At 53.2% G+C, this 25284-nt stretch carries 25 protein-coding genes; 9 read left to right on the top strand and 16 right to left on the bottom strand.

Features of this window, described 5'->3' with window-relative positions; translation table 11 throughout:
• Nucleotides 1-172: 172 nt before the first annotated feature.
• The 3 genes from GA0061077_RS01065 to GA0061077_RS01055 all read left to right on the top strand — a co-directional run bounded on the left by GA0061077_RS01065 (nucleotide 173) and on the right by GA0061077_RS01055 (nucleotide 1802).
• Nucleotides 173-406, top strand: coding sequence for a hypothetical protein (locus GA0061077_RS01065; RefSeq protein WP_091847101.1), 234 nt, complete (start codon nucleotides 173-175; stop codon nucleotides 404-406).
• Nucleotides 407-760: 354 nt separating this feature from the next.
• Complete coding sequence (locus GA0061077_RS01060; RefSeq protein WP_091847100.1) at nucleotides 761-1420, top strand: type 1 periplasmic-binding domain-containing protein; 660 nt, start codon at nucleotides 761-763, stop codon at nucleotides 1418-1420.
• Nucleotides 1421-1490: 70 nt separating this feature from the next.
• On the top strand, nucleotides 1491-1802 hold the full coding sequence (locus GA0061077_RS01055) for a VOC family protein (protein WP_091847098.1): 312 nt from the start codon (nucleotides 1491-1493) through the stop codon (nucleotides 1800-1802).
• 174 nt (nucleotides 1803-1976) lie between these two features.
• On the opposite strand, the gene GA0061077_RS01050 is transcribed toward GA0061077_RS01055, so the two are convergent.
• Nucleotides 1977-2843: an exodeoxyribonuclease III gene (locus GA0061077_RS01050; protein ID WP_091847563.1), complete on the bottom strand. Its 867-nt coding sequence runs from the start codon at nucleotides 2841-2843 to the stop codon at nucleotides 1977-1979.
• 99 nt (nucleotides 2844-2942) lie between these two features.
• Nucleotides 2943-4106 carry a tyrosine recombinase XerC gene (locus tag GA0061077_RS01045; RefSeq protein ID WP_091847096.1) on the bottom strand — a complete coding sequence of 388 codons (1164 nt, stop codon included), beginning with the start codon at nucleotides 4104-4106 and terminating at the stop codon, nucleotides 2943-2945.
• Between the two features lie 230 nt (nucleotides 4107-4336).
• Here GA0061077_RS01045 and GA0061077_RS01040 point away from each other — a divergent pair, with 230 nt between their 5' ends.
• Complete coding sequence (locus tag GA0061077_RS01040) at nucleotides 4337-4612, top strand: DUF6725 family protein (protein WP_091847094.1); 276 nt, start codon at nucleotides 4337-4339, stop codon at nucleotides 4610-4612.
• A 53-nt stretch (nucleotides 4613-4665) separates the two neighbouring features.
• On the opposite strand, the gene GA0061077_RS01035 is transcribed toward GA0061077_RS01040, so the two are convergent.
• The 11 genes from GA0061077_RS01035 to infC all read right to left on the bottom strand — a co-directional run bounded on the left by GA0061077_RS01035 (nucleotide 4666) and on the right by infC (nucleotide 19617).
• Complete coding sequence (locus GA0061077_RS01035; protein WP_091847092.1) at nucleotides 4666-5688, bottom strand: prephenate dehydrogenase; 1023 nt, start codon at nucleotides 5686-5688, stop codon at nucleotides 4666-4668.
• Nucleotides 5682-6686 carry a prephenate dehydratase gene (locus tag GA0061077_RS07205; protein WP_091847562.1) on the bottom strand — a complete coding sequence of 335 codons (1005 nt, stop codon included), beginning with the start codon at nucleotides 6684-6686 and terminating at the stop codon, nucleotides 5682-5684. Before GA0061077_RS07205 ends, GA0061077_RS01035 begins: the two co-directional genes overlap by 7 nt.
• A gap of 1988 nt (nucleotides 6687-8674) precedes the next feature.
• Nucleotides 8675-10603, bottom strand: coding sequence for a translational GTPase TypA (gene typA, locus GA0061077_RS01020; RefSeq protein ID WP_091847091.1), 1929 nt, complete (start codon nucleotides 10601-10603; stop codon nucleotides 8675-8677).
• A gap of 245 nt (nucleotides 10604-10848) precedes the next feature.
• Nucleotides 10849-11475, bottom strand: coding sequence for an SMC-Scp complex subunit ScpB (gene scpB / locus GA0061077_RS01015; protein ID WP_091847561.1), 627 nt, complete (start codon nucleotides 11473-11475; stop codon nucleotides 10849-10851).
• A 221-nt stretch (nucleotides 11476-11696) separates the two neighbouring features.
• Entirely contained in the window at nucleotides 11697-12518 is an 822-nt protein-coding gene (locus tag GA0061077_RS01010) for a segregation and condensation protein A (RefSeq protein WP_091847560.1), read from the bottom strand.
• Nucleotides 12519-12773: 255 nt separating this feature from the next.
• Nucleotides 12774-13613 carry a ParA family protein gene (locus GA0061077_RS01005; protein ID WP_091847089.1) on the bottom strand — a complete coding sequence of 280 codons (840 nt, stop codon included), beginning with the start codon at nucleotides 13611-13613 and terminating at the stop codon, nucleotides 12774-12776.
• A 286-nt stretch (nucleotides 13614-13899) separates the two neighbouring features.
• Entirely contained in the window at nucleotides 13900-14862 is a 963-nt protein-coding gene (gene xerD, locus GA0061077_RS01000; protein ID WP_091847087.1) for a site-specific tyrosine recombinase XerD, read from the bottom strand.
• 98 nt (nucleotides 14863-14960) lie between these two features.
• Nucleotides 14961-17330 (bottom strand): hypothetical protein, encoded by a 2370-nt coding sequence (locus tag GA0061077_RS00995; protein WP_143249574.1) that lies wholly within the window; start codon nucleotides 17328-17330, stop codon nucleotides 14961-14963.
• Between the two features lie 723 nt (nucleotides 17331-18053).
• Complete coding sequence (gene rplT, locus GA0061077_RS00990; RefSeq protein WP_091847084.1) at nucleotides 18054-18437, bottom strand: 50S ribosomal protein L20; 384 nt, start codon at nucleotides 18435-18437, stop codon at nucleotides 18054-18056.
• A gap of 50 nt (nucleotides 18438-18487) precedes the next feature.
• Entirely contained in the window at nucleotides 18488-18682 is a 195-nt protein-coding gene (rpmI, locus tag GA0061077_RS00985) for a 50S ribosomal protein L35 (RefSeq protein WP_091847082.1), read from the bottom strand.
• An 89-nt stretch (nucleotides 18683-18771) separates the two neighbouring features.
• Nucleotides 18772-19617 carry a translation initiation factor IF-3 gene (infC, locus tag GA0061077_RS00980; RefSeq protein ID WP_091847081.1) on the bottom strand — a complete coding sequence of 282 codons (846 nt, stop codon included), beginning with the start codon at nucleotides 19615-19617 and terminating at the stop codon, nucleotides 18772-18774.
• Between the two features lie 270 nt (nucleotides 19618-19887).
• Between infC and GA0061077_RS07025 the strand changes: the two genes are divergently transcribed.
• From GA0061077_RS07025 to GA0061077_RS07200, 5 genes are all read left to right on the top strand, one after another.
• Complete coding sequence (locus GA0061077_RS07025; RefSeq protein WP_234696449.1) at nucleotides 19888-20814, top strand: thiamine diphosphokinase; 927 nt, start codon at nucleotides 19888-19890, stop codon at nucleotides 20812-20814.
• Between the two features lie 31 nt (nucleotides 20815-20845).
• Nucleotides 20846-21274, top strand: a complete 429-nt coding sequence (locus GA0061077_RS00965) for an arsenate reductase family protein (RefSeq protein WP_221182622.1) — start codon at nucleotides 20846-20848, stop codon at nucleotides 21272-21274.
• 69 nt (nucleotides 21275-21343) lie between these two features.
• Complete coding sequence (gene gap, locus GA0061077_RS00960; protein WP_091847078.1) at nucleotides 21344-22399, top strand: type I glyceraldehyde-3-phosphate dehydrogenase; 1056 nt, start codon at nucleotides 21344-21346, stop codon at nucleotides 22397-22399.
• A gap of 273 nt (nucleotides 22400-22672) precedes the next feature.
• Complete coding sequence (locus tag GA0061077_RS00955) at nucleotides 22673-23626, top strand: aldose 1-epimerase family protein (RefSeq protein WP_091847076.1); 954 nt, start codon at nucleotides 22673-22675, stop codon at nucleotides 23624-23626.
• A 140-nt stretch (nucleotides 23627-23766) separates the two neighbouring features.
• Nucleotides 23767-23841: a 50S ribosomal protein bL37 gene (locus GA0061077_RS07200; protein WP_003817083.1), complete on the top strand. Its 75-nt coding sequence runs from the start codon at nucleotides 23767-23769 to the stop codon at nucleotides 23839-23841.
• Nucleotides 23842-24021: 180 nt separating this feature from the next.
• On the opposite strand, the gene GA0061077_RS00950 is transcribed toward GA0061077_RS07200, so the two are convergent.
• The 3 genes from GA0061077_RS00950 to GA0061077_RS07020 all read right to left on the bottom strand — a co-directional run bounded on the left by GA0061077_RS00950 (nucleotide 24022) and on the right by GA0061077_RS07020 (nucleotide 25231).
• On the bottom strand, nucleotides 24022-24315 hold the full coding sequence (locus GA0061077_RS00950; protein ID WP_221182623.1) for a hypothetical protein: 294 nt from the start codon (nucleotides 24313-24315) through the stop codon (nucleotides 24022-24024).
• A 25-nt stretch (nucleotides 24316-24340) separates the two neighbouring features.
• The gene (locus tag GA0061077_RS00945; protein WP_091847557.1) at nucleotides 24341-24952 is read right to left on the bottom strand and encodes a sigma-70 family RNA polymerase sigma factor; all 612 of its coding nucleotides are present in this window, start codon (nucleotides 24950-24952) and stop codon (nucleotides 24341-24343) included.
• Between the two features lie 150 nt (nucleotides 24953-25102).
• Nucleotides 25103-25231 carry a hypothetical protein gene (locus GA0061077_RS07020; RefSeq protein WP_267886419.1) on the bottom strand — a complete coding sequence of 43 codons (129 nt, stop codon included), beginning with the start codon at nucleotides 25229-25231 and terminating at the stop codon, nucleotides 25103-25105.
• Nucleotides 25232-25284 lie beyond the last annotated feature (53 nt).

Here is a 25284-nt window from a genome sequence, read left to right as displayed (position 1 = left end):
TGGGTCGTGGTTATGTGCGAGGGACGCACCACGGGTTCGCTTGATATCAGCGAAGCCACCGAACAATCAATCATGGATATAGCAATCAAGAGAGAAAACTCAAGGAGTTACAACGACTGAAAAAGCAGCACTTGGCAAACGGCCGTTCGGCCTGAATCTGTCAGGCTCTGCGATGCTGCAAGTCATCGCGCTGGCCACATCGGTCATACTGTACGTATTCTTCTCGATTTTCGTGAACGACTTCCTGACCACAGACACTTCGCCAAGCATTCTAAGCTGTTCCTATTACATCGGATCCCTGGCCATCGGAACAACCAGCGTGATCATCACCGGAGGTGTCGACCTTTCGTCCGGCACGGTAATGGTGGGTGCGGCCCTCGTCGGCGGCGTAGCCTACAACGTATGACACCTCCCCGTTGCGATATCCTTGCTGAGCGTCGTACTGGCCGGATTGGCGTTCGGTCTGGCAAATGGCATTCTGATTGGCGTACTGGGACTTCCACCGTTCATCGCAACGCTGGTCATGCAGTGCATCTCACTTAGTCTGTGCTCCGTCATCGCCAAAATACAGACGCAGACGTGCCCCACAGCCTTGGCACGCCGCACGGTGCCTTCAAAGACCTTATCTAAAAGTGGTGCAACTTTCCGATGGACTCAATATCTGGCTCATGGTCTTCTTCATCGTCGCGTGGTTCCGGCTCAATCGCACAAGACTCGGCCGCTACACCTACGCCATGGGTTCCAATAACGACAAGAACGTGTGCGGGCAAAGCTTCAAGCCGGAACTGCTGCCAAGCCGACTGCAATCGCCGTTCTTGGACAGGATTCGACTTCCGGTTCAATCGTCAACCGAGTCAACAGCTTCGTCAAATCGGTTGTCGAGGAAATCAATAAGCTTCCCGATCTGGACGGAGCGGTTTCAGTTTCCGATCAGGAAAAGTGGACGAAAAATTTCTCCAAGCCGGCTAAGGCGAAGGTCGTCGTTACCGTACATCCGACCACCAGCCAAGCCGATATCCAATCAGCGGCAACCTCCATTCTGGGCACCCAGGGATTGATGAGCATCTTCTCGTCCAATCAGGATGGCGTTAGCGCAACCAACGATGGCACCGCGCTCAACAAGCAAACCGATAAGTACAGGGATATCTTTGTCATCGGATTCGATTCCGGCAGCTCTCAGCGCAAGGCTCTCAAGGGCGGCGAATTCCTCGGTTCGGCAAACAGGATCCCAATCGGATGGGCTATCAGGCCAACGCATTGGCCGTCAAAGCCGCCAAGGAAGGTAAGGTTCCCGATTCCGATACCGGGTCACACTGGTACGACAACTCAGACAATCCCGACATTGCAAAGCTGCTCTACGACTGATAGCAGGTTAGCGCAGGAGACTTCCTACACTTACCATCTTGGTGTTGCCGCTTAGACAACCACAGTCGCCTAAGCGGCAACACCGAGCCCTATCCCAATAGACGACACATAAAAAGGTGAGACTCATGACTCAATCAACGAACAAACCGGAGACACAGCTTGCCCATACGTTTTTGGTGGTGCACTCACTGACGTTGGAAACGACTTTCTATAGTTCCGTTTTGGGTCTTCCGCTGGGCAACCGAGTAGATATGGGCAATCACATCCTACAATATGTGGAAAACGGCACACCTGCCATACTCGAGTTCATCGAGTATCAGGATGGCAGAACCTTGCCCGACCATCCAGACCAGGAGTTTCGCCATCATCTGGCATTCGCGGTCAATGACATCGAGCGAACTCTGCTAAACGCGGAATCGGCGGTGGAACACTCATAAATCCGCCAAGATCTGCGGAAAAACCAGGTTTTCAATCCGCCATGGTACAAGACCACGAAGAGTTCCGGATCGAAATAGTACAATACTTCAACCACGATTAATTACGCGGATTATTGACCAAACCAAGTTGTACAGTGGTGTGCTCCTTCTCTATCGGCAAGCGCACACAACTTTTTAGATGTCGTAGATGACACTCAATGGAGCATGATCGGACCAGCGCGTGTCGTACGAAGGGGCGCGGTCGATATCGAAGGAAACAGCCTTTCGCGCCAAACCCGCAGTGGCCAGCTGATAGTCAATCCTCCAACCGACGTTGTTGTCAAAGGCTCGTCCACGCTGACTCCACCAGGTGTACGGACCCTGCACATCACCTGCAAGTCGACGCATCACGTCAACAAACCCGTACTGTTGTGAATCGAGCCATTTGTCAACGTAGACGCGCTCCTGCGGCAGGAAACCAGCGTGATTCTCATTGCTTTTGGCGTTCTTGATGTCAAGTGGGGTATGTGCAATGTTCATGTCGCCGCAGAGCAATGCCTGACGCCCTGCATTCTCAGCTTCGTCGCGCAATTGCGCCATGCGCTCAAGCATACTCTCGAGGAAGCGGAATTTCTGAGCCATTTTGTTGGGATCATCGGTGTTGCCCGCATGAACATAGACACTGGCAATGGTAAGCTGCATACCGCTCGGTGCTGTGACATCAGCCTCAATCCATCTGCCGGAATCCACATCCTCATCGAGATCCATCAATCCGTAACGCTCTTCCTCGATCTTCAAGTCAGAAAGCAGACCGACGCCTGCACGCCCTTTGATACGGCACACCTCATCCATACGTCCCAGAGCCTCTGCTTGCGACACTTTACCGGCCTTTTGATAGCACTCCGCCATCGCTCCGAAAATCGGGTCGATCTCCTCCTGCGGAGCACGCACCTCCTGCATGCACCAGATGTCTGGAGCATTGGCCTCGGCCCAGTCAAGCACGCCCTTACGCTTGGCTGCGCGAATACCATTGAGATTAGAAGTGGTCACCATGATGCTCATATTGACCAGTTTATCCTGACGCACGCATAACAAGGCGGCAACACCGATCTATTCAAACGAAAAGCCGACATTCACTCATAGACATTGCCAATTATCCCCTTACGCCCTGGGGAATGCTTGACGATACCGCGACTTCAACTGCTCGATGGAAACATGCGTATAACGTTGCGTCGTTTTAAGCGAGGAATGTCCAAGCATCTCCTGCACTTCACGCAAATCTGCACCACCGTCAAGCAAATGAGTAGCCGCACTGTGCCTCAAGGCATGAGGAGCGATGTCCGGAATGCCCGCCTCATCAGCCTTGCGGTGGACCACATCACGCACGATTCGTTGATTGATGCGCCCTCCCCGGGCGCCGACGAACAATGCATCCACAGAACGAGGAGAATTTTTGGCCGCCCTGCTTTCAACCGTTGCCGCTTTGGAGCCAGTCGCTCCCCCGCCTCCTTTGAGCAATACCTGGCGGCCAGCGCTTGACAGCCAGGATTCAAGGGCTCTTGAGGCGGGTGCACCGAAAGGTACCACACGTTGTTTGTTCCCTTTACCGGTAACTCGGATGGTATGCGTATCAAACGCAACATCGTCCACGTCCAGACCGGTTAGTTCAGCTACTCGAACGCCTGTGGCATACAGTAGCTCCACCATCGCCGCGTCCCGCAATTCCAACGCTTTATCTTCAGCCGATTGTTTTGATGAGACCAACAACCGCTTCGACATCGGTCTCTCATTGGCATCAGCTCGACCCTCATCCGATGCCATTGCAGTATGGTAACCAGTGTCGTTGTGCACCGCTCCATCTCGGAGTGCAGCACGCTCATCCAGCGGGCCTGCGGGACATGCATCGCCGTTGTCGTCCGTCTTATCCGATCGTTTCTGTCCTGAATCCTCGTCCACGACATCCATCAGTCGCCTAGCCTGAACTTCGTTGAGCACGGTCGGCAAGACTTGCGGGATTTTCGTCGTCATCAGCGTTGCTGCTGGATTGTAAGCGATGCAATCATGTTCGTCCGCCCAAGCGAAGAAGTTGCGCACCGCCACCGTCTTACGGGCCATGGAACTACGAGCATGCGCTTGCGATTCGTGCGCCATCCATTCACGCAGGCTCTGCAAGGTCACATCACCCAGTCGCTTCACACCGCATTCGTCAAGAAAGCCCAAGCACTGTTCCAAATCAGAACGGTACGCCTTAATGGTGTTAGCGGAAAGCCCCCGGTTGGTCTTTAGGAAATCAAGAAATTGCTCGATCTGACGCCGATATTCCATGCTCCCCCCTCACGTTCAGAACCGTTGACCACCCAGACGACTCCTGTGAATGCAGGTGTAACGATGGCATCCATTGACAGTAGTCAGTGTAGCAGCCTCATTCGTCGACAGTCTCTGGAAACCGCTGGCATTGTGCACCGAATGGAAACCTTACAGAGGAGATATGTGATTACCCCCTTGACTCTATGATTGGAAACATCGATATCCTAAATACTGCGAAAGTAGGAAATGTGCCACTGCCGAAATTCATTCCCGTTGGTGCGCGGCTGATGGTGCGCACACTTGACGGCAACGACCCACGGACCGGTCGTCAGCAATTTCGTGACTACATCGGACACGTGCGCTCTTGGGATGGAGAAACACTATCCATCACTCGCGATCCTGCCGCAAATGGTTCTCGTTCGGCTCAGGACCTGAGCATTCCCTGCGACAGCATCGTGGCACTCAAGCCCATACCAGAGCGCAAAAATAACGCACTTACTAAAAACAAAACCGGCATGCAATAAACACTGTTTGCCCATCAGCTTGGCTAACTCGGACACGTCCAAGTGCTATTTGTTCATATTTTTGAGAGCGTTTCAACCTCAACCCGCCAAGGCTGAATGAAACGGATGACATGTTCACCACGTCGAGCGGAATCAAGAAAGACGCTGCGCCATTCGGAATCAGGAATATCCAAGACCCGTCGTTCAGTGCACTTCATCTGGACGTCAGCCATATTGGTCGCGGCACGCTCACCTGCCTTATAATCACGGAACGGCTGTCCCTGTTCGAAGAAGCGCGTCAACGCGGCATCATCGCTGCGATGCAGCTCGTCGGCAAACAAAGTCAAACGATTCGCAAGATCGCGCAACAGCACTTCAACGTTTTGAGCATCTTCCTCAATCATCGCACGTGTCCGGTCTGGATCAGTCAGGCCGACTCGAGTCATGTCACGCCATGCTCCTGCAGCAAGCGCAGCTGCGATGTTTCGCTCCGAACTCTCAGTCAGCTGGTTAATCAAGGCCGTGGATACCGCGTGAGGGGCATGAGAAATCATGGCGGCTGCGCGATCGTGGGTTGCATCATCCAACACGATGATACGGTTTCCGACACTCTCGGTAATCAGCGTGGCCACGTCAAGAAATCGTCTATAATCAGTGCGCTCATTAACTGTAAGCACCCAAAGCGCGCCGTCGTATATCGTCGGGTCGCTTGCCGTAAATCCCGACGATTCATTGCCCGCCATCGGGTGCGCCCCGACATAGCAATCGCCAAGTCCGGCATTTTCAACCTGCTGACGCACCATCCCCTTGACGCTGCCGACATCACTGAGAACAGTGGCGTTCCTATCGAGCACGGGAGCCAAGCGTTCCAAAATCTCAGGCATCGCCCTAAGCGGGTTGCACAGAAAAAGGACCTGCGGCTTGGCAGCAGCCAGCTGTTCAAGTGAGTCTACACATTTGATACCAGCATCACGTGCTGCGGCATATGGACGATCGTTGTGATTCCAAGCAACTATTTCGATCTGACCGTGGGCCAGTCTTCTGGTCAACGATCCGCCGATAAGACCAAGTCCCACAATTCCGACCGAATTTACCACAACAATTCCTTCTCTACATCCACTCTCGATTCATTTTGCTTCGAGCGATTGGAGCATATACCGCCCTGTGGCAGCATCCAGGTGCCAACTGGAGGGTTCGGACGATCACGACGAAGATAGACCGCGAGCGTCTTTACCCAATCGCCTTCCGCCACGAGCTGTGAAAGAAAATGCTTAAAACCGCGCTGCCATGGTGCAGCATCGAGTGTGATGATAAAGCTGTAGGTGCCGGCGTTGCCCTTAATCGGCCTCGACATAAGACTGGTCATGTTCAGTCCCTCATCACGCAGCCGATCGAGCAATTTGGCCATGACGCCGGGGCCAGTACTCAACGGAGCCACTGCAATAATCGTTTCGTAATCACTCACACCGATCTGACGGCTGGACTTGAGAACCTGATTCACATCTTCGCGTGCAGCAACGATGAGGAAATCAGTGTTGGCACCGTCGAAATCCTGCACCTTGCGCTCAAGTGTTTTCAATCCGTACAACGGTCCGCACAACGACGGGCCGAGCGCGACTTGGCCCGGTAGAATATCTCGACACGCCGCTGCGTTGGATGATGCTGGAACCGGTGTGAGCTGATGCTCTTGAACGAATTCCATACATTGGGCCAACCCATGCGGATGAGCCACGACCTGGTTCAACGTTACATACGGAGAAAGAGTCGCCGAGCTTCCTTCATCGGCACGAACAAAGGCATCAAAGGAAACATCGATGCTCAATCGTCCGAGTCCAGCCACATCGTGCGCATCGATCATGGCATCAAGGTTCGGTACAACAAAACCCTCAATGCTGTTCTCCCAAGCAATGACACCCCAGCCACGACCAGCCTCAACATCTCGAATGATCGCTTGCACATTGTCACGTGACTCAAGATGGACCGTGATGCCCTGCTCCGTGAAACCGTTTGCCGCGCTGACAGCAGCTTGATGAGTGAAGGAACCCTGCGGTCCTAGGAACAACAGCGTTCTGGAATCGGCAGACGACGCTTGCATATCGACCGCAGCATCCTCCACAACGTTTATCTCATCGGTAATGATCTTATGTGCCGGTTGTTCCCGAGAGCTATCAACCTTAGGTGAATTATTGTTGACTCCGACGCCTGCATTGGTATTCTTCAAAGCCGCAAGTCCCTCTGTTGCAAGGTTCGGGACACGGATACCCAGATTGTAGGTATCTGCGTTTGCGGTAAATGTAGAACCCGTCTTATCCTGATTTTCATTGGTCTTAGCCGGTTTGGCAGGTACATCAGAAGCCGAGTGCGTAGCAGAAGCCACGAGTTCAGTCAGGGTGGCGGACTCAGCAGTTGCAACCGGCGTAATCGCAGGAACAGACACCGTCGGACCAACCAATCCAGCTGATGCAGCAGAGGCTGCGGCTGCAACGCGTTCAGCAAGACCCTGAGATGCTCCAAGGCTAACGGATTCGACAGGATCAGATTTCATGTCCGCCTTAACAGGTGCGGCTGACTCAACAGGTGCAACATGTTCAACAGATTCTACAGGCGCGGCTTGAGAGAACGACTCAGCAGAAGCAGGCTGCGCCCCTGATTTCATAGCCTCAATCGGAGCGACGGGAGCAGCAGACGACGCAGAATCACCAGACGCAACCGGTGTAGAAGAGACGACGGGAGCAGCAGACGGCGCAGAATCACCAGACGCAACCGGTGTAGGAGAGACGACGGGAGCAGCAGACGGCGCAGAATCACCAGACGCAACTGGTGTAGGAGAGACGACGGGAGCAGCAGAAGCGATAGGTGAGACTGGCGTTGCAGAAACGGCAGAAGCGACAGACTCAACTGGAACGGCAGGCGCAGCATACTCTGCAGATGCAAGAAACTCAGCAGACTCAGCAGAAGCAGCAGACGTAGCAGGCCCAACCGAAACAGCAGAAGCAGCAGGTACAGCAGAGGCAACCGAAGCGACAGATGCCGTCGGTTCAGCAGACACGACTGAGGCAACGAGTGCGTCGTGCCCAGCAGATGCAATAGTTGGCACAGACTCAACTGGTGCAGCTTGTTCGGCAGAAGGCGTTGAAGCGGCCGGAGCGACCGATTCCAAGACAACCGGTGTAATCTGAGCAACATGATTAGCGAATGCGGTCGATGCAACTGGAACCTGAGAAGACTCTGAAGCAACGGGGACAGTTGACCCAACCGGCGCTACAGGCTCAACAAATTTATCAGCGTTGTCAAAACGTTCAACGATGTCCATATTCCTCTTTGTATTCGATGTTAAGTATTCAGGGATGACGAACCAATTCGACGGCAATAAGATGCATGCGACTGGAACAACGATCAATCCACCCAGCCAGAACAGACCAACGTACTGGCTGAAGAAAGGCAAATTAGATGTGTGGAAACCTACAGGCACCAGAATGTCACCGTTGAGATTAGCGAAGAATCCTGCCACCAAGGTCGAAAGCATCAACTGAATCCCCACACCTACAGTACCGTTGCGGGCACGGGCACTCCAAGTGGCGATTGCCAGAATCACCAATGCCAGGACCAGCCCCACCGGCACATTGTATCGAGCCCCAAGACGATGAACCAACGTGCCGCATACGCCGCTCAATATCGCAACAAGCGCGCAAATCAAGAGACGGACGGCAGGGCTTTGACGATACGACCACGGCAGACGAGCATCAGCATCGGTGGGGGACTTACCCAAGACGCTCTTCTCTGCCGCAGACGGGGCCTTAGCATGTAAAGCATGACGAGAACTCATACTGCCAGTATGCCTTACCGGGCGGTCAAAATACAGATTGATTCCGAATGACAGGCAAAATAGTCAGAAAAAAAGACCAATGTTCGCAAAATTGCAAGACAAGAACGATGAAAAATTTGAACCACGCTAAAGCAGCTTCCCTTGAAGAAACAACACATTACTTACCGCACTCAAGCAAAAGCGCCATATCCGTCTTTCAAGAACGGAGATATGGCGCTTTTAAGATTAACGTGCCGATGCTTGATGCACCACGAACGTCACTTCTTCTTGGAAGCGTTCTGACGACGCTGGCGAGCGTGCCACTTGTACCACTCGTCGCGGTTAAGAATCACCTTACGCACACGAATGGCTTCCGGCGTAACCTCGACACACTCATCTTCGTTGGCGAAATCAAGCGCTTCTTCAAGGCTCATCTTGATCGGCGGAGTGAGAGTCTCAAGGACATCAGCAGTGGCGGAACGCATGTTGGTCATGTGCTTTGCCAGCGTGATGTTGACGTCCAGCTCATCGGGTTTGTTGTTGATGCCGACGACCTGACCTTCGTATACCGAGCTTTGCGGATCGACGAAGAAGTTGCCACGAGCCTGCAGACGCTGCATGGCGTAAGGCGTGGCGGTTCCTGCACGATCAGAAACCATGGAACCGTTCTGACGGGTGCTGATTTCGCCTGCCCACGGAGCATATCCGGCGGAAATGGAGCTCGAGATGCCGGTGCCGCGAGTTGCGGTGAGCAAAGCGGTCCTGAAACCGATCAGACCACGGGAAGGAACGGTGAACTGCAGGCGCACCCAGCCAGAACCGTGGTTGGACATCGAGTCCATGCGGCCCTTACGCTCGGCCATAAGCTGCGTGACAGCGCCCATATACTCTTCGGGCACGTCGATCGTGTCGTTCTCCATCGGCTCGTGAATCTTGCCGTCGATGGTCTTGGTGACCACCTGCGGACGTCCGACCGTCAGCTCGTAGCCCTCACGACGCATCTGCTCGGCCAGAATAGCCAAGGCGAGCTCGCCTCGGCCTTGGACCTCCCAAGCGTCAGGACGATCGGTGGGAACCACCTTGATGGAAACGTTACCGATCAGCTCCTTGTCGAGCCTGTCCTTGATCATGCGGGCAGTAAGTTTGTGATCCTTGCCTTCGCGACCTGCCAAAGGCGAATCGTTGGTACCGAAGGTCATCGAAATCGCGGGATCGTCGACGTGGATGAGTGGCAACGGTTTGGGATCGTGCGAATCAACAATGGTCTCGCCAATCATGATGTCGTCGACGCCTGCAACGGCGACGATGTCTCCCGGGCCAGCCTCGTCGACCGGCATGCGGTCAAGACCCTGCGTACGCAGAATCTCAGTGAGCTTGAAGCTTTCGATTGATCCGTCAATGCGCGAAAGACCGTACTGCTTGCCCTTCTGCAGGGTACCGTTGTAGATGCGCACCAAGCCAAGACGACCGAGGTAATCGGAAGCGTCGATGTTGGTGACGTGCGCCTGCAGCGGTGCACCCTCGTCATATTGCGGGGCAGGGATGTTTGAGATGATGGTGTCGAACAGCGGCTCAAGATTGTCGTTGTCAGGCAGTTCGCCATCGACAGGCTGGTTCTTGGAAGCGTAGCCCGCCTTCGCCGCGCAGTAGATAACCGGCAGATCAAGCAAGGAATCCAGATCGAGATCAACGCCTTCTTCGACGACATCCTGCGCCAAGCCGAGAAGCAGATCGGTGGACTCGCTGACGACTTCGCTGATGCGCGCATCGGGACGGTCAACCTTGTTGATGCACAAGATTACCGGCAACTTCGCCTCAAGTGCCTTGCGCAGCACGAAACGCGTCTGCGGCAGCGGACCTTCGGAAGCGTCAACGAGCAACACGACACCATCGACCATCGAAATGCCACGCTCGACCTCGCCACCGAAATCTGCGTGTCCGGGAGTATCAATGACATTGATGGTGATGCCATTGGGTTCGCCGTACTTTGCGGCCAACGGACCGGTATACTGCACAGCGGTGTTCTTGGCGAGGATAGTGATGCCCTTCTCACGCTCGAGATCGTTGGAATCCATCACACGATCCGGCACTTCCTCGCGCTCGCTAAATACATGTGACTGCTGAAGCATCCCGTTAACCAAGGTCGTCTTGCCGTGATCGACATGAGCCACGATCGCCACATTTCGAATATCACCACGTACCGCCATAAAAGCCTCTCCTACTGCGTTTTCCTTGAGTGTCCTGAGTAGAGAAATGTTTAACTCTTCACTTACACGTAAACCTTCACAATGTTATCCGCGTATCCCGACACAGGTACGCTGTTCGAATAGTGGCGAAAAGCTATCCAAACGACGGTCTCCGAGACATTGCCTATCTACCTCGCACTATCCGATGCACCATGAAACGCAATCGAACGGACATTCTACGTCATTCACAGAGCAAGAATCACGTGTCAGACACCATCGGAATCGGGGGTATCATAGCCATCTTGCGTCTGGTCGACCATGTCGCCAACCGAAGGCATGAAAGGAGCCAGCTCAGGTAACCGGTCCAGCGATTCCAAACCCATCTTTTCAAGAAACAGACCAGTCGTCACCAACAGAGCCGCTCTCGAATCCTCGTCAGTTCCCTGTTCGCGAACCAGACCACGCACACTCAGAGCACGCACAACACCGTCGGAATTGACGCCTCGAATAGCCGCAATCTGAGCACGGGTAATCGGTTGCTTGTAGGCAATAATGGCGAGCACTTCCAAAGCAGTCTGCGAAAGTCGGGCCATCTGCCCACCTGTGACAAAAGCCGACACAACCGGTCCAAACACGGATCGGTTGCCGTATTGCCAGCCACGGGCGGTATGACGCAATTCGAATCCTCGCGGGGCACGACCTTCCTGACCGCCTTCATATTCAAGTCTCATCGCCTGCAACACTGCCTCAACCTGTCCCCTGTCGACCGCCAATACTCGGGCCAAATCATCGGCCTGCTGAGGTTCGTCGGCCACCATCAGGATTGCCTCGAGACAGGATTGAAGCCCGCCCGGAAACTCGTCAACCGAAAAATCCACGTATTCGGGATACATCGGGTCGTTTGCAGATCCAGCCGGCGCGTTATTTTTCACGGCCTCACCACTTCTATCATCCGCTGGGTCACCCGTATCCTTAGTTGGTGTTTGGTTCTCAACGTCACTCAAGCCGACTCTGTCAGTAATCGGTTTCTTGGACTCCTGTACCGAATTCGACGTTTCCTTATTTACTGCACCCTCCGGTTTCATAGCGTCTTCAGTCATCTCAGCAGCCTCGCTCACGCAAAATCACCTTCATCTACCGTTACGAAATCTTGTTCATCGTCCATATCCGGCACCCATCGCAGATGAAGATCCTCAAAAGGGCCCTCTTGCCTGTATTGCAGTACGCCTTGCTTGAAAAACATTAGAATCGAAAGGAAACGCGCGACCACCACCAGCGAACTTGCGGCATCCTTCGTCAGTTCATCAAACGTCATCGATCCACCGCTTCCAAGTTCTTTGAGACGTTGACGCACAATCTGCGACTGTTGTTTCAGATCCACCTGCGAGACATGCAGCTGGTCGAGTCGCACCTGATCGGCAGGAGCATTAAGGAAAACATCCGCCGCTATCTTTGCGAGTTCTTCGGGACCAAGCGTCCAGGCGAGTTTAGGCAGTATGGCCGTTATGGACGGATCACTGAACGAAGGGTGCGCGAAGCGATCGGAATTGGCAGCCAACTGCACCCGAAAAACGTTCGCGACGCTTTTGAAAGCCCGGTATTGCAGGAGCCTGGCAAAAAGCAAATCGCGTTCACGCAATGCTTCCATACTCTGCTCATCGCGCTCGCCATTCTCGTCACTCGGCAAAATAGCAGCACTCTTGGCTTCCACTAAAACCGACGCAACATCAAGGAAAGCGCTGACCTGTTCCATATCGCGAGTCATATCCAGACCGCTCACATATTCAATAAACTCCTCGGTGATGGCAGCCAAAGAAACCTCGGTCAGTTCAAGCTTGTGATTGGCGATGAGCGTCAGCAACGCATCGAACGGCCCTGCATAGACCGAAAGACTAACGGAAAATGACTTGTTTTCGATCGTACGCAGGTCATCCATGTCTTCAAAATTATGAGAACCGAGCGTTCCACCGTTGACGCCGCTGTCGTCATTTTCAAGGAGCACGTTGGTTTCCCGCTCGGACAAACCCGAAGAATCGTCTAAGCCATACACGTTCATCATCTCCGCAGTCGACTGGGTACGACCGACCGACCCCGCAGCCTCAACCGCGTTCACGACACCTTATCCATCTGCTCTGCGTCTGTCGATTCTTCGCACAATCAGCACGACCAGACATATCAGGCCCCAAATCCATCAGTCCACGATACTGCGGGCAATGAGCTCACGAGAGATCTCACGGTATTCCTTGGCAGTCTTGTGGTTTGGTGCATAGATAGTGATCGGAGCGGCTGCCACGTTGGAATCGGGCAACTTGATGGAACGTGAAATAACGCCATGGAAGACCTTGTCTTGGAAGGCTTCATAGATGCGCTGCAGAACCTCTTCGCAATGCAGAGTCGAGGTGTACATCGTCACCAGCACACCGTAGACCTCGAGGGCGGGGTTGATACGGGAACGCACTTTTTCGATCGATTGCATCAGCAAGGCCACACCACGCAACGCGAAGAACTCAGCCGCAACGGGAATGATTACACCATCAGCGGCAGCCAGTGCATTGACCGTCAAAAGACCCAACGACGGCTGACAATCAACAATGATGACATCATATTCGTCTCGCACGGCTTGCAGTACACCGGCGAGGACGCGTTCACGTCCTACTTCATTAACAAGCTGAACCTCGGCTGCAGAAAGATCGATGTTGGCAGGGATGATGTCCAGGTTCTCGAAATCGGTATGTTGCACCACATCATGCACATCAAGTGAAGAATCAAACAATGCGTTGTAAATAGTAACATCCACAGTATTTGCATTGATGCCAAGCCCTACGCTTGCAGCCCCTTGAGGATCAAAATCGACGATAAGCACACGACGACCGTATTGGCTCAGCGCACCACCGATATTGATGGAACTGGTCGTTTTGCCGACCCCGCCTTTCTGGTTGCACATCGCAATGATGTGCGCAGGACCGTGGGAATCAAGCAGTCCTGGTGCAGGAAACGTCTCATAATTTCGTCCAAGAAGATCGGTAGGCATGCTTCTTATGCTAGCAAGAGGCCTGTTCACCTTCGTCCTGCCGGTCCTGTTTAAGCTGTTGTGACAACCGACAGCCTCATCCAAACCTCATATTCAGAAGCTTTTCGCCACTTCCGAACTAATCAAACACGCGCTGACACACGTACCAGCCAGCTCAACAAGGAATCTTTTCGCGCCGCATCCGCGACAACACTGAACCGATTACCGTCAACGAGTACACTTCTGTCAAGGAATGCTTGAATGGACGTGGAACCAATCCGATTATTACTGCTGCGAGCCACTGCTTTCATCGCGCACGCGGATGCGCAGTCAAGTACGTTTCGATAAGATTTTCGGGACTTACATGCGTGTATATCTGGGTGGTGGTGACCGAGGCATGCCCCAACAGCTCTTGCACCGTTCTGACATCGGCTCCACCCTGGATGAGATGTGTGGCGAACGAATGGCGCAATGTATGTGGATGCAAGGGCTTCGAGATATGTGCACGCTCCCCCGCCTCGCTAACAACTTCCCACACCGATTGCCGAGAAATGCGTCTTCCCCGTTTATTGAGAAATATAGCGCGCCGTTCCTTCGCCCCCTTGGCCTTGGATTCCAAAATCGGTCGACCGATTGAAAGGTACCGGTCCAACGCGGAGAACGCATATGCCCCCAACGGCACCAGCCGCTGCTTTGAACCTTTTCCAGTCAGCACGACCACGCGATCATCGCCATCAACGTCACTGAGGTTCGAGTCCACTGCCTCGGAAACCCGGCATCCGGTGGCATACATGAACTCAAGCAATGCCTTGTCACGCAGAACCACTGGATCGTCCGCCCCACCCATTGCGGCGGCATCGAGCAGACGCGTCACCTCATCGACACTCAGCACATCTGGTAGATGCCCATCCGATTTCGGGGCTTTGATCCGTGCGGCGACATCTTCGGAGACAGCACCTTGCATCAAAGCGAATTTATGGAATTCGTGGACGCTGGCGAGTCGACGAGCCTTGCTGCGAGCGCTTTCCCCGGCTTTGTCGAGCGCAGCAATATAGGCCTCGACGTCGTGACCCGTGACAGCGTTTAGATCCGTCAGATCGCGTCGATTTAACCAATCCAAATACTTGCGGATATCAGCCGCGTATGCTTTCACTGTGGATTTCGCCAATCCACGCTCCACATCGATATGAGCCAAAAACTGCGCAAACAGTGCATCTGATCCATTCACGGTTCCATTGTGTTCGCATTGGACGACTTCAGCGATACCCATCGTTTGTCTGGAGCGAACAAGACCACACAACAAGACCACGATTCATGTAGCTCAATAGACATATCCACAGCTACTCATTACCCAAAAGTAGCGAGACGTCACGTACGAACCTTCCTGTTGTATCGCCGAGAACGACAGAAACAGGCAAGGATATAGGCAACCAGAAATACCCCTGCTAGGATCATTGCACACCATCGGCGGCCACCGGTAAATGGAAGCGCTTGATGGTTCTCCGGTACGTTCAACATGACGCTAAGCCAACCGGTCTGGTTGCCGGCAGCGTCATCCGCTGCTACCTTCGCCTCTCCCGATGGCATACCTTCCGGTATATCAACCGACCAATTGCCGGAATTATCAGCAACGATCTCAGTTACCGTTCGATCCGGCCACAGCACTGTAATCGCGGTTCCGGCGCCAGACGCAGAATCTTCAGCAGGCGGATTATAGATTTTGCCGCTAATCTTGTCCTTTGGGAGCTTCTGATCCAAAACAATTCGTGGCGGTGTCATATCCACACGCACCAGCGTCTGGTCCACGGAAAAATCGGAATACTGACCGTCGCTATCCACCAGCCGCGCACGGAACACATATGTATCGCCGGAACTCACCTGACGCAGGAAGAACGAAGGATCAATGTCGCACGACCATGTCTGTCTCCCGGGCGCGATCACCTGCGTGCACGCCGATATCACATCATCTCCAGTCGGGAGAACCCCGATCGTCGACTGCGTAGCATGCGTGGCATACACCTCAAGTTTGTCTCCAGCCTTCACCGGAGCAGCAGTGCCCGTAACTTTTACTTTAGAGGCGGGAGCCAATTCACCCCCATACTCGCGTTTGGTATGGGGTATGCTGATTGAGGACGCAGCGACCGTGGGTGCAGGACTTGGCCCGAAAACGACAGCAAGTATATTGGAAAACGAAGAATCAATGCCGTCTTTACATTGTATTGCATGATATCGTTGCGTACCGGACGTTAGCTGATTGTCATTATCCTGTATAGACCATCTGCCGTCGGGCGACACCACAACACTCCCTACCAACCTACCGGCGGTGGTTGATGAGTTAGGATCTGCGGGATCAATCGGCTGTCCTGCTACTTCGGCATACAGTTTCACCTCGGCACCCGGCGTACCTGTGCCCGAAAGAACCGGATGCTTGGAGACATGCACATTGTCGGCCGGAGTATCAATGGCCGGGGCATGTAAAGACACGCTGTATTTGTAATACGCAGTGTCGATCGTCCAACCATTTTTAATCAAAGCATCTGCCGCTTCCACGGACATGTCTTGCTGAACCCCATTCGGATGGTCGGACAACGGGTTGTAAATATCTTTATTTTCGGAAGTGCTGCATCCGTCTTGAGAACCGTCTGCGTTGGTGGTTTGTGGCCATGTGACGAGTTTAAAATATCCGTCAAGACCTTGATCTTCCTTAGCTTTCTTAAAATTGATGCTTCCATCTGCCGCTTGGGCCGGACTCAATCCTCCCGAAGAACCTTGCTTGGCAATAAGCGTCCGCTTCGAAGCATTGGCCGGAGCAACATCATTGAAGGCCGCTTGGCTTTGCACGGTTCCGGCAGCCACTGCCGACATCGGAGACTGCTGAACCTGCTGCGCTTGGGGGGTCAAGTCATTGACGGGTACCCAGACACCGTCTTTAAGACCCAGCCACTGGAAATAGTAGGAAGTGACCTGCGAACAACTTGAAGAGCTACTCGGGTGATACCACGAAGTAAAGAACGACTTTGGGGGCGCAATCCCCTCTTCAATCGGCCTCGGCCCCAACAATCGACGAGAAGTATTCGTCGACATTCCCCAATTCGCCTGTCCTCCTCCAACAAGGGAAGGATAACCATCCCACCCCACGAAGGAGCGCGGCCCGTTGCAACTATAATTCCCCGCACAATTGCTATACAGCTGAATCGGATAATCCGCCGCGACATTGGTCACATGTGCGGTATCATTTAAATCGGAGGTGAAGCCGTTGTTGGTCTCATTGCCGACTATGGCATACACATACTGCTGCGTGGGCACTCCACCCAAAGCGTTTTGATCGTTGGGCAAAAAAGCATAAGAAATATCCGCCTCTATTGAGATCGTCAGGTAGTCGTACTCGCCACTTTCATCTACCGACTGAATGGTATACTTGTTATCGCGATTTTTGCTCCACGCAACAGCTCCGGTCCCGTCCGGTTTTCCATTCGTTGAAGTTTTGGTGTTGACATACCCTAAAGATGTTGGGAGACCGGAATTCCCATAGTAGGAATATTTCAACTGCAGACCGCAACTACGGCCACTAGCCGATACGTTTTTCGCGCAGAATTGCGGCGCACTGACATCGACTTGACCATGAGCCACGCGTAATACGAAATCCATTCGTATCTCGTCATTCGCGATGTCAATGTGTCGGTTGTATGCCAACATCTTCGTTAATACCGGTTTGTAGATGGTTTCACCCTGTGGCATAGGCGAATCCGCATATGCGCTTGAAGCAATGCCCAAGCCAGGCAGTAGAGCAATGACCAACGATAACGCTACGAAAGTGACAGGAATCGGAGATCTCACATTGGTCGAACATTTATTAGTTTTCATCAAAAGAGACATGGGCTACTTTCATCTAACCATATCTGCAGCAACCTGCATCTGATTTCACAATCAATAGTATACAATAAATGCCAAATATCTTTGGATATATTATATGTATTCCGCTAGTTTTCTCAGCCCTTTCAATGATGTTGCCTATTTAATCAGGCCAACCTAAGGCTTTTACCCATTCCACGACGATTATATTTTTCTAGCAGCGAACGCACCGACTCAGAAAAAACACTTTGTCATGCAACATGTCAATTACCTGGCAAACAGGCGGACTCCATATTCTACAAGGATTTACAAAACACTTAAAACAATGCATTACGCTACCCGGACGTATACTGTCATCTCTTCAAACGACACTCGCTCCGCAAACGCAACACCATTGAGCCGAACCATCACTCAAAGCATAATTCAGATACGAGTCCGATAAAGTGCGACTCGTTGTTCACAAGCGCGATTGAGACTAGCTCTCCCCCCCAATGAGGAACATCATCGCCCGCAATTGCTGTTTCTATGATATCAACATCAATTCGTAAAAGGAGTCTCGCTCTTTGCGAGACTCCCCATATCCGCGACGAATTGCGGTAATTTATATGCTCAGGCCGCCACAGGAGCGTTGAGATCCTCCGGCAGCGCAGCCTTCGTCTGATCGACGATGGTCTTGAATGTATCCGGATCGGAAACGGCCAGCTCGGCAAGGGCGCGGCGGTCAAGCTCGATACCAGCGAGCTTCAGGCCCTGCATGAAGCGGTTGTATGTGATGCCCTCGGCGCGAACAGCAGCATTGATGCGCTGAATCCACAGCTTGCGGAAATCACCCTTACGCGCCTTGCGATCGCGGAAGTTGTAGTTAAATGAATGAAGCAACTGTTCCTTCGCACGACGATACGAACGGGAGCGCTGCCCGCGATAGCCCGAAGCCCTCTTTAAAACGACGCGACGCTTCTTATGAGCGTTCACTGCGCGCTTGACACGTGCCATATTGTTTCCTCCAGCTTTCTATAAATTCGTTTAACCCGTTACCGACTGTTTCAGCGGCCAAGCAGTTTGCGCATGCTCTTGCTCTGAGCCGTGGGCAGGACCTGGTCATGGGAAAGATTACGACGTTTGCGCGCCGACTTGTGCTCAAGGTTGTGGCGCATCGCGCTTCCAGCCTGCATAAGCTTGCCTGTACCGGTGACGCGGATACGCTTTTTCGCGGCGGAATTGGTTTTCATCTTCGGCATTGCTGCCCTCCTATTTTCCTGGGAATCAAAAAACTTTGATGACCCTGTGCCAGCCGATGCTCCCATCGGCCCGCACAAAACTTAATCTGTTACTTGCTGCTCGCCTTGGACTCCGCCTTTGCAGGGGTATCTGGGCTGTCGGCCTTCGGCGCTGCAGAAACTCTTGCGTTAGGTTTCTCAGACTTGTTTGAAACACGTGGCATCGAAACCTTGGACTCGTTGAGTGAAGACCCAGTGTTTTGGGGCTCTTCGGATACTCCCTTTCCTTTGGCCTCCAGACGCGCCTTCTGACGGGCCTGGCGATCGGCGCGGGTGTCGGCGCCTCGGCGACGCTGTTCAGACTGAGTGCGCACCTTCTTGCCCTTGGGAGCCAACGTCATGAAGATGTTACGACCTTCATGCTTGGGATAGGACTCAATAGTGCCATATTCGGCCACCTCATCGGCCAAGCGTTGAAGAAGTTCGACGCCCCCAATCGGTCGCGATTGCTCACGCCCACGGAGCATAATCGTGACCTTGACCTTGTCGCCGCCGGAAAGGAAACGGATAACGTGCCCCTTCTTGGTTTCAAAGTCATGCTCGTCAATCTTCAAGCGGAAACGAATTTCCTTGATTTCGGCGGAGCTTTGGTTACGACGTGCCTCACGCTGTTTGATCTTCTCGTTGTACTTGTACTTGCCATAGTCAATGAGCTTGGCAACGGGAGGCTTTGCATTCGGCGCCACCTCAACCAAATCGAGATTCGCTTCCTTGGCCAGATTCAGAGCAACGGAGGTCGCGATGACCCCAACCTGCTCGCTGTTCGGGCCGATCAGGCGTACCTGAGGGACGCGTATCTCGTCGTTAATGCGTGGTTCTGCGCTGATGATGAACTCCAATCCTTGCTGCCGTTTGGACGCGTCATCATCGAAAGCTACATGCCACAGTCTTGACATAGCAGTTTCAGGCATCAAAACTCCTGCATCGCAACAATCGATGCAAAAGGACCATCGGTACACACCGATTATCCAATTCCCTGAAGGACAAGGAATGTTCTGAACCCGAAGCTGCAAAAAGCTTCCAGGTGGGGCGCACCCACTTTCTTGATCTCTCAAGCCAAGTTTTAGTATACCCCACAGGCGGACAACAACAAACACGACATATTACTTCGCGTTTCTCCTCGGGAGGTCCGCCGTTCGCACCACCCTTGCCTTTACAATTACGGTATGTCTCAATCCTGTGTCATTTTTGCAGCTGGCTCCTACTACGGCAACGAACCGCACGGCGGGGATCTGCCGATCGATGCGCTGGTCATCGCCGCCGACGGCGGATTTGACCATGCCAATGTTTTGGGCATAAAACCCGACCTGGTTATCGGCGATTTTGACTCGGCAAATGCTTCGATCCCGCAAGGAATCGAGACAATCCGCCTGCCTGCGGAACACGACGACCCCGATATGCTGTCTGCCCTGAAGATCGGCTGGTCAAGGGGATGCCGTGACTTTTTCATCTATGGAGCCCTTGGCGGTCGCATCGATCATGCGATCGCCAACGTACAACTGCTCGCATTTCTTTCACACCACGGAGGACGTGGGTTGCTATTCGGAGGAGACAGCGTAGTTACGGCCATCTGCAACGGATCGCTGACTTTTATGCCGCACAGCCACAAGACTGTCGCACTCGAAGCGGCAACGAATTTCCCCATCACGACCATTGCCGGCTCATCTCATTACGGCGGCTTTATGCCCGACCGATCCGAAGACATTGCCCTGCATTCCTCCAGCCGCGGTACCTACCCCGAGGCCGACTCAAGCGACACCGGTCACCGCATCTCTCACACGATATCGGTTTTCTCATATTCCAACGTCTCAACGGGAGTATCGGAAACCGGCCTCAAATATGAACTCGACAACGTTACGATATGCAACGATGAAGTACTGGGCGTAAGCAACGAGTTCCTTGACGGACGTCCTGCGTCAATCAACGTTGCCGATGGTACATTAATCGTCACCTTCCCGACCGGCACAGCGCCGCCTACGTTCAGAACCACCGTAAAACCTTCAGAAACCTTGGGGCCTCTGGCTTCACAGGTTTCCGCATCGCTCAGCGTACATTATTCCGAACGCTCTCCAAAACCTGCTCGGAAACCATAGAATCGAATCAACTTGCCCCGAACGGACCACAATGAACGACATCGAAACACCGATCGCAACGATCGACCCGGCACAGCAGAACGGTAAACCGCTTTTTGTCTGCTACAGCCGCTGCAGCAACTGCGCAAAAGCGCGCGCATGGCTCAACGAACACAACATCGATTTCACCGAACGTGATATCAAAGACGACAATCCCACAACCGCCGAACTTGACAGATGGCACAAGAAGAGCGGGTTGCCACTCAAGCGTTTTTTCAATACTTCCGGACAGCTTTACCGAAATTTAGGACTTAAAGACAAACTGACTTCGATGAACGAGCATGAACAACTGGAAATACTTTCCACTGACGGCATGTTGGTAAAACGACCAATAGTCGTTAACGCTAACACAATTCTGGTGGGTTTTTCTCCAGAAGCTTGGAGCAGCGCTTTAGCTCGTACAGAAGACAGGATAGAGTAGTAACTGTTGTAAATATATAGCTGGAACGCAAACCCGTGTCCCCGCTTTATTTCCTTAAGGGAGAATTACATGACAGTAAAGATTGGCATCAACGGCTTCGGCCGTATCGGTCGTCTGGCATTTCGTCGCATTTTTGAACTCCAGTCCCGCGGTGGCGAGGCTGGTGACATTGAGGTCGCAGCGATCAACGATTTGACCACGCCTTCCATGCTGGCCTACCTCTTGAAGTACGACAGCACGCACGGCACCTTCCGCCACGATGACGGCACGCTGGTCGACGTACAGTCCACCGACGACGCGATCATCGTCGACGGCAAGGAATACAAGGTATACGCCGAGAAGGACGCCCGCAACATTCCGTGGGTGAAGAACGACGGCGTCGAGTTTGTGCTCGAATGCACAGGCTTCTACACCTCCGCTGAAAAGAGCCAGGCTCACTTGGATGCCGGCGTCAAGAAAGTTCTCATCTCGGCTCCGGCCAAGGATGCAACCACCCCGACCGTCGTCTACGGCGTCAACCAGGACATTCTCACGCCTAACGACAACATCGTCTCCGCTGGATCTTGCACCACGAATTCGTTCGCAGCCCTCGTCAAGCTTCTTGACGAAAACTTTGGCATCAAGGTCGGCTACATGACCACCGTGCACGCCTACACCGGCACCCAAATGTTGCTTGATGGCCCCCGTGGCTCCAACCCGCGCAGCAACCGCGCAGCCGCGATCAACACGATCGAGCACTCCACCGGTGCCGCCAAGGCCATCGGCAAGGTTGTTCCTTCGGTCAACGGCAAACTTCAGGGCCACGCTCAGCGCGTTCAGGTTCCGGACGGGTCCTTCACCGAGCTCTTCACCGTGCTCAACAAGGAAGTCTCCGCAGACGAGATCAACGCCGCTGCCAAGAAGGCTTTCGAGAACAACGAGACCTTCGGCTACAACGGTGACGGCATTGTGACCTCCGACATCATCGACGACACCCACGGCGGCGTCTTCGATCCGACGCAGACCGACGTCAACACCGTTGACGGCGTAACGATGACCCGTACCGTTGCCTTCTATGACAACGAGTACGGCTTCACCTGCAACATGATTCGCACCCTGCTGCACTTCGCTGAGATCAACGAGTGAGCATGTTATCAAGGCGATAAGCCTTCGAGTCATGTTTTGACTGAAGCATGATCGCAGAAAGCCCCCTTCCGTACGGATGGGGGCTTTTCCGTGTGATTTCCGGCCGAAGGCGACGATCAGTCGCACCCAAGCACCCTATCTTCCCCATAAAGCCGCTTTTCCCGACGGGCACACCGACAATCGCACAGGAACGCACCCTAACCAAAAGAACACCCGATGGCGCCATCAGCTAGAATATAAACGTTAACGATTACATCTCACTGAGGAGTTGATATGACCACAATCGCGCTGCCTCCACGCACAGGCCAGCAGTTCACTATTTCGCACGGAGCCTATACGGCCGTCGTCACCGAACTCGGCGCGACCTTGCGCACACTCACCTATCAAGGCAAAGACATGATCGTCTCGTGGGATCAAAATAAAACGGTGCCGTGCAGCAACGGCGAGTTGCTCATTCCGTTCCCCAACCGTATCGAAGACGGTGTTTACTCGTTCGAGGGCAAAACCTACACGCTGCCAATCGATGAACACGAAAAGCACAACGCCATCCATGGGTATGGATATCGCGCATTCTGGAAGATGGAAAGCCTGGACGGAGACCAAGTTACGCTCATGTGGCGCGCGGGAACCATGAAAGGTTATCCCTTTGACCTCATAGTTCGAGCTACGTATACACTTAGCGACGACGGACTGCAACTGAATGTATCGGCAACCAACAACGACGACGTTGATGCACCATGGGCAGCGGCGATTCATCCGTGGATTGCCAATGGGTTCAATGGGTACGGCGACGAGATCGACGAACAAAACGCCCAATGCCAAGTCATCATTCCCGCGCGTACGCATGTGACGGTGAACGATCGACTGCTTCCCACCGGCACCGAGCCTGTGGAAGGAGGCAAATACAACCTACGTCAGCCCACCGCATTGACAGATCAACCATTCGATGATGCTTGGACCGATGTAGAGTATGACCGCGATGGCAAGACCATGGCAACGTTGATCCGACCAGATGGTCTTGCCATCAGCGTCGGCGGAGATGAGACCATCACCTCCTTCCAGATGTGCACCGGCACCGGTTTTGCTCCTGAAACACATCCTGCGGGCGTCGCTATCGAACCTCAGAGCGCATATGCCAACGCATTCAACACCGGCATCGACCTGACCGTCATCAGGCCTGGCGAGACAAGCTCCACCAACTTCTACATGCAAGCCGAACAGCACTGAACTCGTCACGACTTACCACGAGCATACTTCCATCAGCACAAGCATGCTCATGCTGAAAACCGGTCAACTCTGGCGTGCAGAAGTCGCAACGACGTGAAATAATACCTTTTGCTTATTCACTGAACGTAAAGGAGCCCATCATGGGAATGCGCGGACGTAAGCGTAAGGATCGCCGCAAGAAGGCGGCCAACCACGGCAAAAGGCCGAATGCCTGAGTTTCGTTGGTGTTAATACGAAAATGCGAATGCCCCGCGGCAATCCGCGGGGCATTCGCATATCTGCAGAGCAACACTGTTTCATAACGGTTTAACAGCTGCAAAACCGGTCATTGCATAATCTGAGTCGTCTCAACGCGCCAAAAATGCACCTATATGCACCGGACTTCTCACAACATCTTACGCTGATACGATCTCCCCACCGCAAGTCTCTTCCAGACAGCAGCGATCGAGCATCTCATGAAGTCTGGCGACAAGACATTTGGGAGCACAGGTAGGACGAAGCAACTCGCGCAACTGGGCGATGACCGCTTTCTCATGCACATCACAGCACGACTCGGGATTGAAGCATTCTTCATCAGTAACACGGTTGTCGAAATGATATAAGGAAACCTCAATGTCCGCACGAGCAGCGTCAGTCACATACTGATTTCCCGTAGCCGCACCGTCGGTAGATTCAACCTGTCCATCCATTTCTACTCCCCTTACGAAACTCACTTCAGTCACTATTATCACCCGTTTTCGCTACTTCGCGGTTCGCAAATAGTGAAGACCGCTCAATCGATCGGTGATTATCGTCTTTATTTTCGCCATATCCCCTTTGTCGGGCGTATTCAACAAGCTGTTCTCTGAGCTGAGCACGCGCACGGTTCAACCGGCTCATCACCGTACCGATTTTGATTCCCTGCTCATCGGCAACCTGTTTATATGACTTGCCATCGATGGCCGTGTCTATGAACACTTGCCGTCGCTCTGGGGAAAGAGCCTCGAGCGCATGCATGATCTCAGCCGGCGCAAAACCGTCCAGATATTCCTGTTCGGCCGATTTCAATCCCTCAGAAGAATGATCGGAAGCAGAATAAATATCCCAATCGTCATATTCCCCGTTTGATTCGTTGGCACGCTTCGGACGACGCTTGGCCTTCGCATACTGATTGAAATAGGTATTGCGTTCTATCGTGGTCATCCACGCTTCGAAATTACTTCCGGGACGAAAACTGTCGAATGCTTTAAACGCCCGTTCGTAGGCGTCCTGCACCAAATCCTGTGCGTCTTCGGCATTGTTGGTCAGCTTCATGGCCTGACGGTAGAGCACATCAAGCGCAGGCATGGCAAGAGCCTCAAAACGCGCGCGCTTCTGCGCAGTCGTTTCAGGTTCATAGCCTTGAGGCTGTGTCTGTTCGGTTTGCGTCACACCACCATTCTACGCATCAACTTGCCCGATTCCGACACACGGCATCAACCAGCGCCGTTCATCAGCTCACAACAGCCTTATGTTGCAAACAATGGCACTGACACCGACAAGTCCGACCACAAGAACGAAGACGTTGCTCATTCGACCCGCATATTTCTTGAGCGACGGCACCTTGACAATCGCATACATCGGCATGAGGAAAAGAATGCAAGCTATGATCGGACCAATCATGGTTGACCGTGGCGAAC

Origin of the sequence: Bifidobacterium commune (assembly GCF_900094885.1) — a bacterium.
In the GTDB taxonomy this organism is placed as follows: domain Bacteria; phylum Actinomycetota; class Actinomycetes; order Actinomycetales; family Bifidobacteriaceae; genus Bifidobacterium; species Bifidobacterium commune.
Note: the sequence above shows the minus strand (reverse complement) of the source record. Positions and strands in the feature narration are given on the sequence as shown.

Bases quoted from the DNA above. Each gene is read 5' to 3' on its own strand.
- GA0061077_RS01065 (WP_091847101.1), top strand. From the start codon at position 173: ATGCTGCAAGTCATCGCGCTGGCCACATCGGTCATACTGTACGTATTC.
- GA0061077_RS01055 (WP_091847098.1), top strand. From the start codon at position 1,491: ATGACTCAATCAACGAACAAACCGGAGACACAGCTTGCCCATACGTTT.
- GA0061077_RS01050 (WP_091847563.1), bottom strand. From the start codon at position 2,843: ATGAGCATCATGGTGACCACTTCTAATCTCAATGGTATTCGCGCAGCC.
- GA0061077_RS01045 (WP_091847096.1), bottom strand. From the start codon at position 4,106: ATGGAATATCGGCGTCAGATCGAGCAATTTCTTGATTTCCTAAAGACC.
- GA0061077_RS07205 (WP_091847562.1), bottom strand. From the start codon at position 6,686: ATGCAAGCGTCGTCTGCCGATTCCAGAACGCTGTTGTTCCTAGGACCG.
- typA (WP_091847091.1), bottom strand. From the start codon at position 10,603: ATGGCGGTACGTGGTGATATTCGAAATGTGGCGATCGTGGCTCATGTC.
- scpB (WP_091847561.1), bottom strand. From the start codon at position 11,475: ATGTATCCCGAATACGTGGATTTTTCGGTTGACGAGTTTCCGGGCGGG.
- GA0061077_RS01010 (WP_091847560.1), bottom strand. From the start codon at position 12,518: ATGGATGACCTGCGTACGATCGAAAACAAGTCATTTTCCGTTAGTCTT.
- GA0061077_RS01005 (WP_091847089.1), bottom strand. From the start codon at position 13,613: ATGCCTACCGATCTTCTTGGACGAAATTATGAGACGTTTCCTGCACCA.
- xerD (WP_091847087.1), bottom strand. From the start codon at position 14,862: ATGGGTATCGCTGAAGTCGTCCAATGCGAACACAATGGAACCGTGAAT.
- GA0061077_RS00995 (WP_143249574.1), bottom strand. From the start codon at position 17,330: ATGCCACAGGGTGAAACCATCTACAAACCGGTATTAACGAAGATGTTG.
- rplT (WP_091847084.1), bottom strand. From the start codon at position 18,437: ATGGCACGTGTCAAGCGCGCAGTGAACGCTCATAAGAAGCGTCGCGTC.
- rpmI (WP_091847082.1), bottom strand. From the start codon at position 18,682: ATGCCGAAGATGAAAACCAATTCCGCCGCGAAAAAGCGTATCCGCGTC.
- infC (WP_091847081.1), bottom strand. From the start codon at position 19,617: ATGTCAAGACTGTGGCATGTAGCTTTCGATGATGACGCGTCCAAACGG.
- GA0061077_RS07025 (WP_234696449.1), top strand. From the start codon at position 19,888: ATGTCTCAATCCTGTGTCATTTTTGCAGCTGGCTCCTACTACGGCAAC.
- GA0061077_RS00965 (WP_221182622.1), top strand. From the start codon at position 20,846: ATGAACGACATCGAAACACCGATCGCAACGATCGACCCGGCACAGCAG.
- gap (WP_091847078.1), top strand. From the start codon at position 21,344: ATGACAGTAAAGATTGGCATCAACGGCTTCGGCCGTATCGGTCGTCTG.
- GA0061077_RS00955 (WP_091847076.1), top strand. From the start codon at position 22,673: ATGACCACAATCGCGCTGCCTCCACGCACAGGCCAGCAGTTCACTATT.
- GA0061077_RS00950 (WP_221182623.1), bottom strand. From the start codon at position 24,315: ATGGATGGACAGGTTGAATCTACCGACGGTGCGGCTACGGGAAATCAG.
- GA0061077_RS00945 (WP_091847557.1), bottom strand. From the start codon at position 24,952: ATGCCTGCGCTTGATGTGCTCTACCGTCAGGCCATGAAGCTGACCAAC.
- GA0061077_RS07020 (WP_267886419.1), bottom strand. From the start codon at position 25,231: ATGCCGATGTATGCGATTGTCAAGGTGCCGTCGCTCAAGAAATATGCG.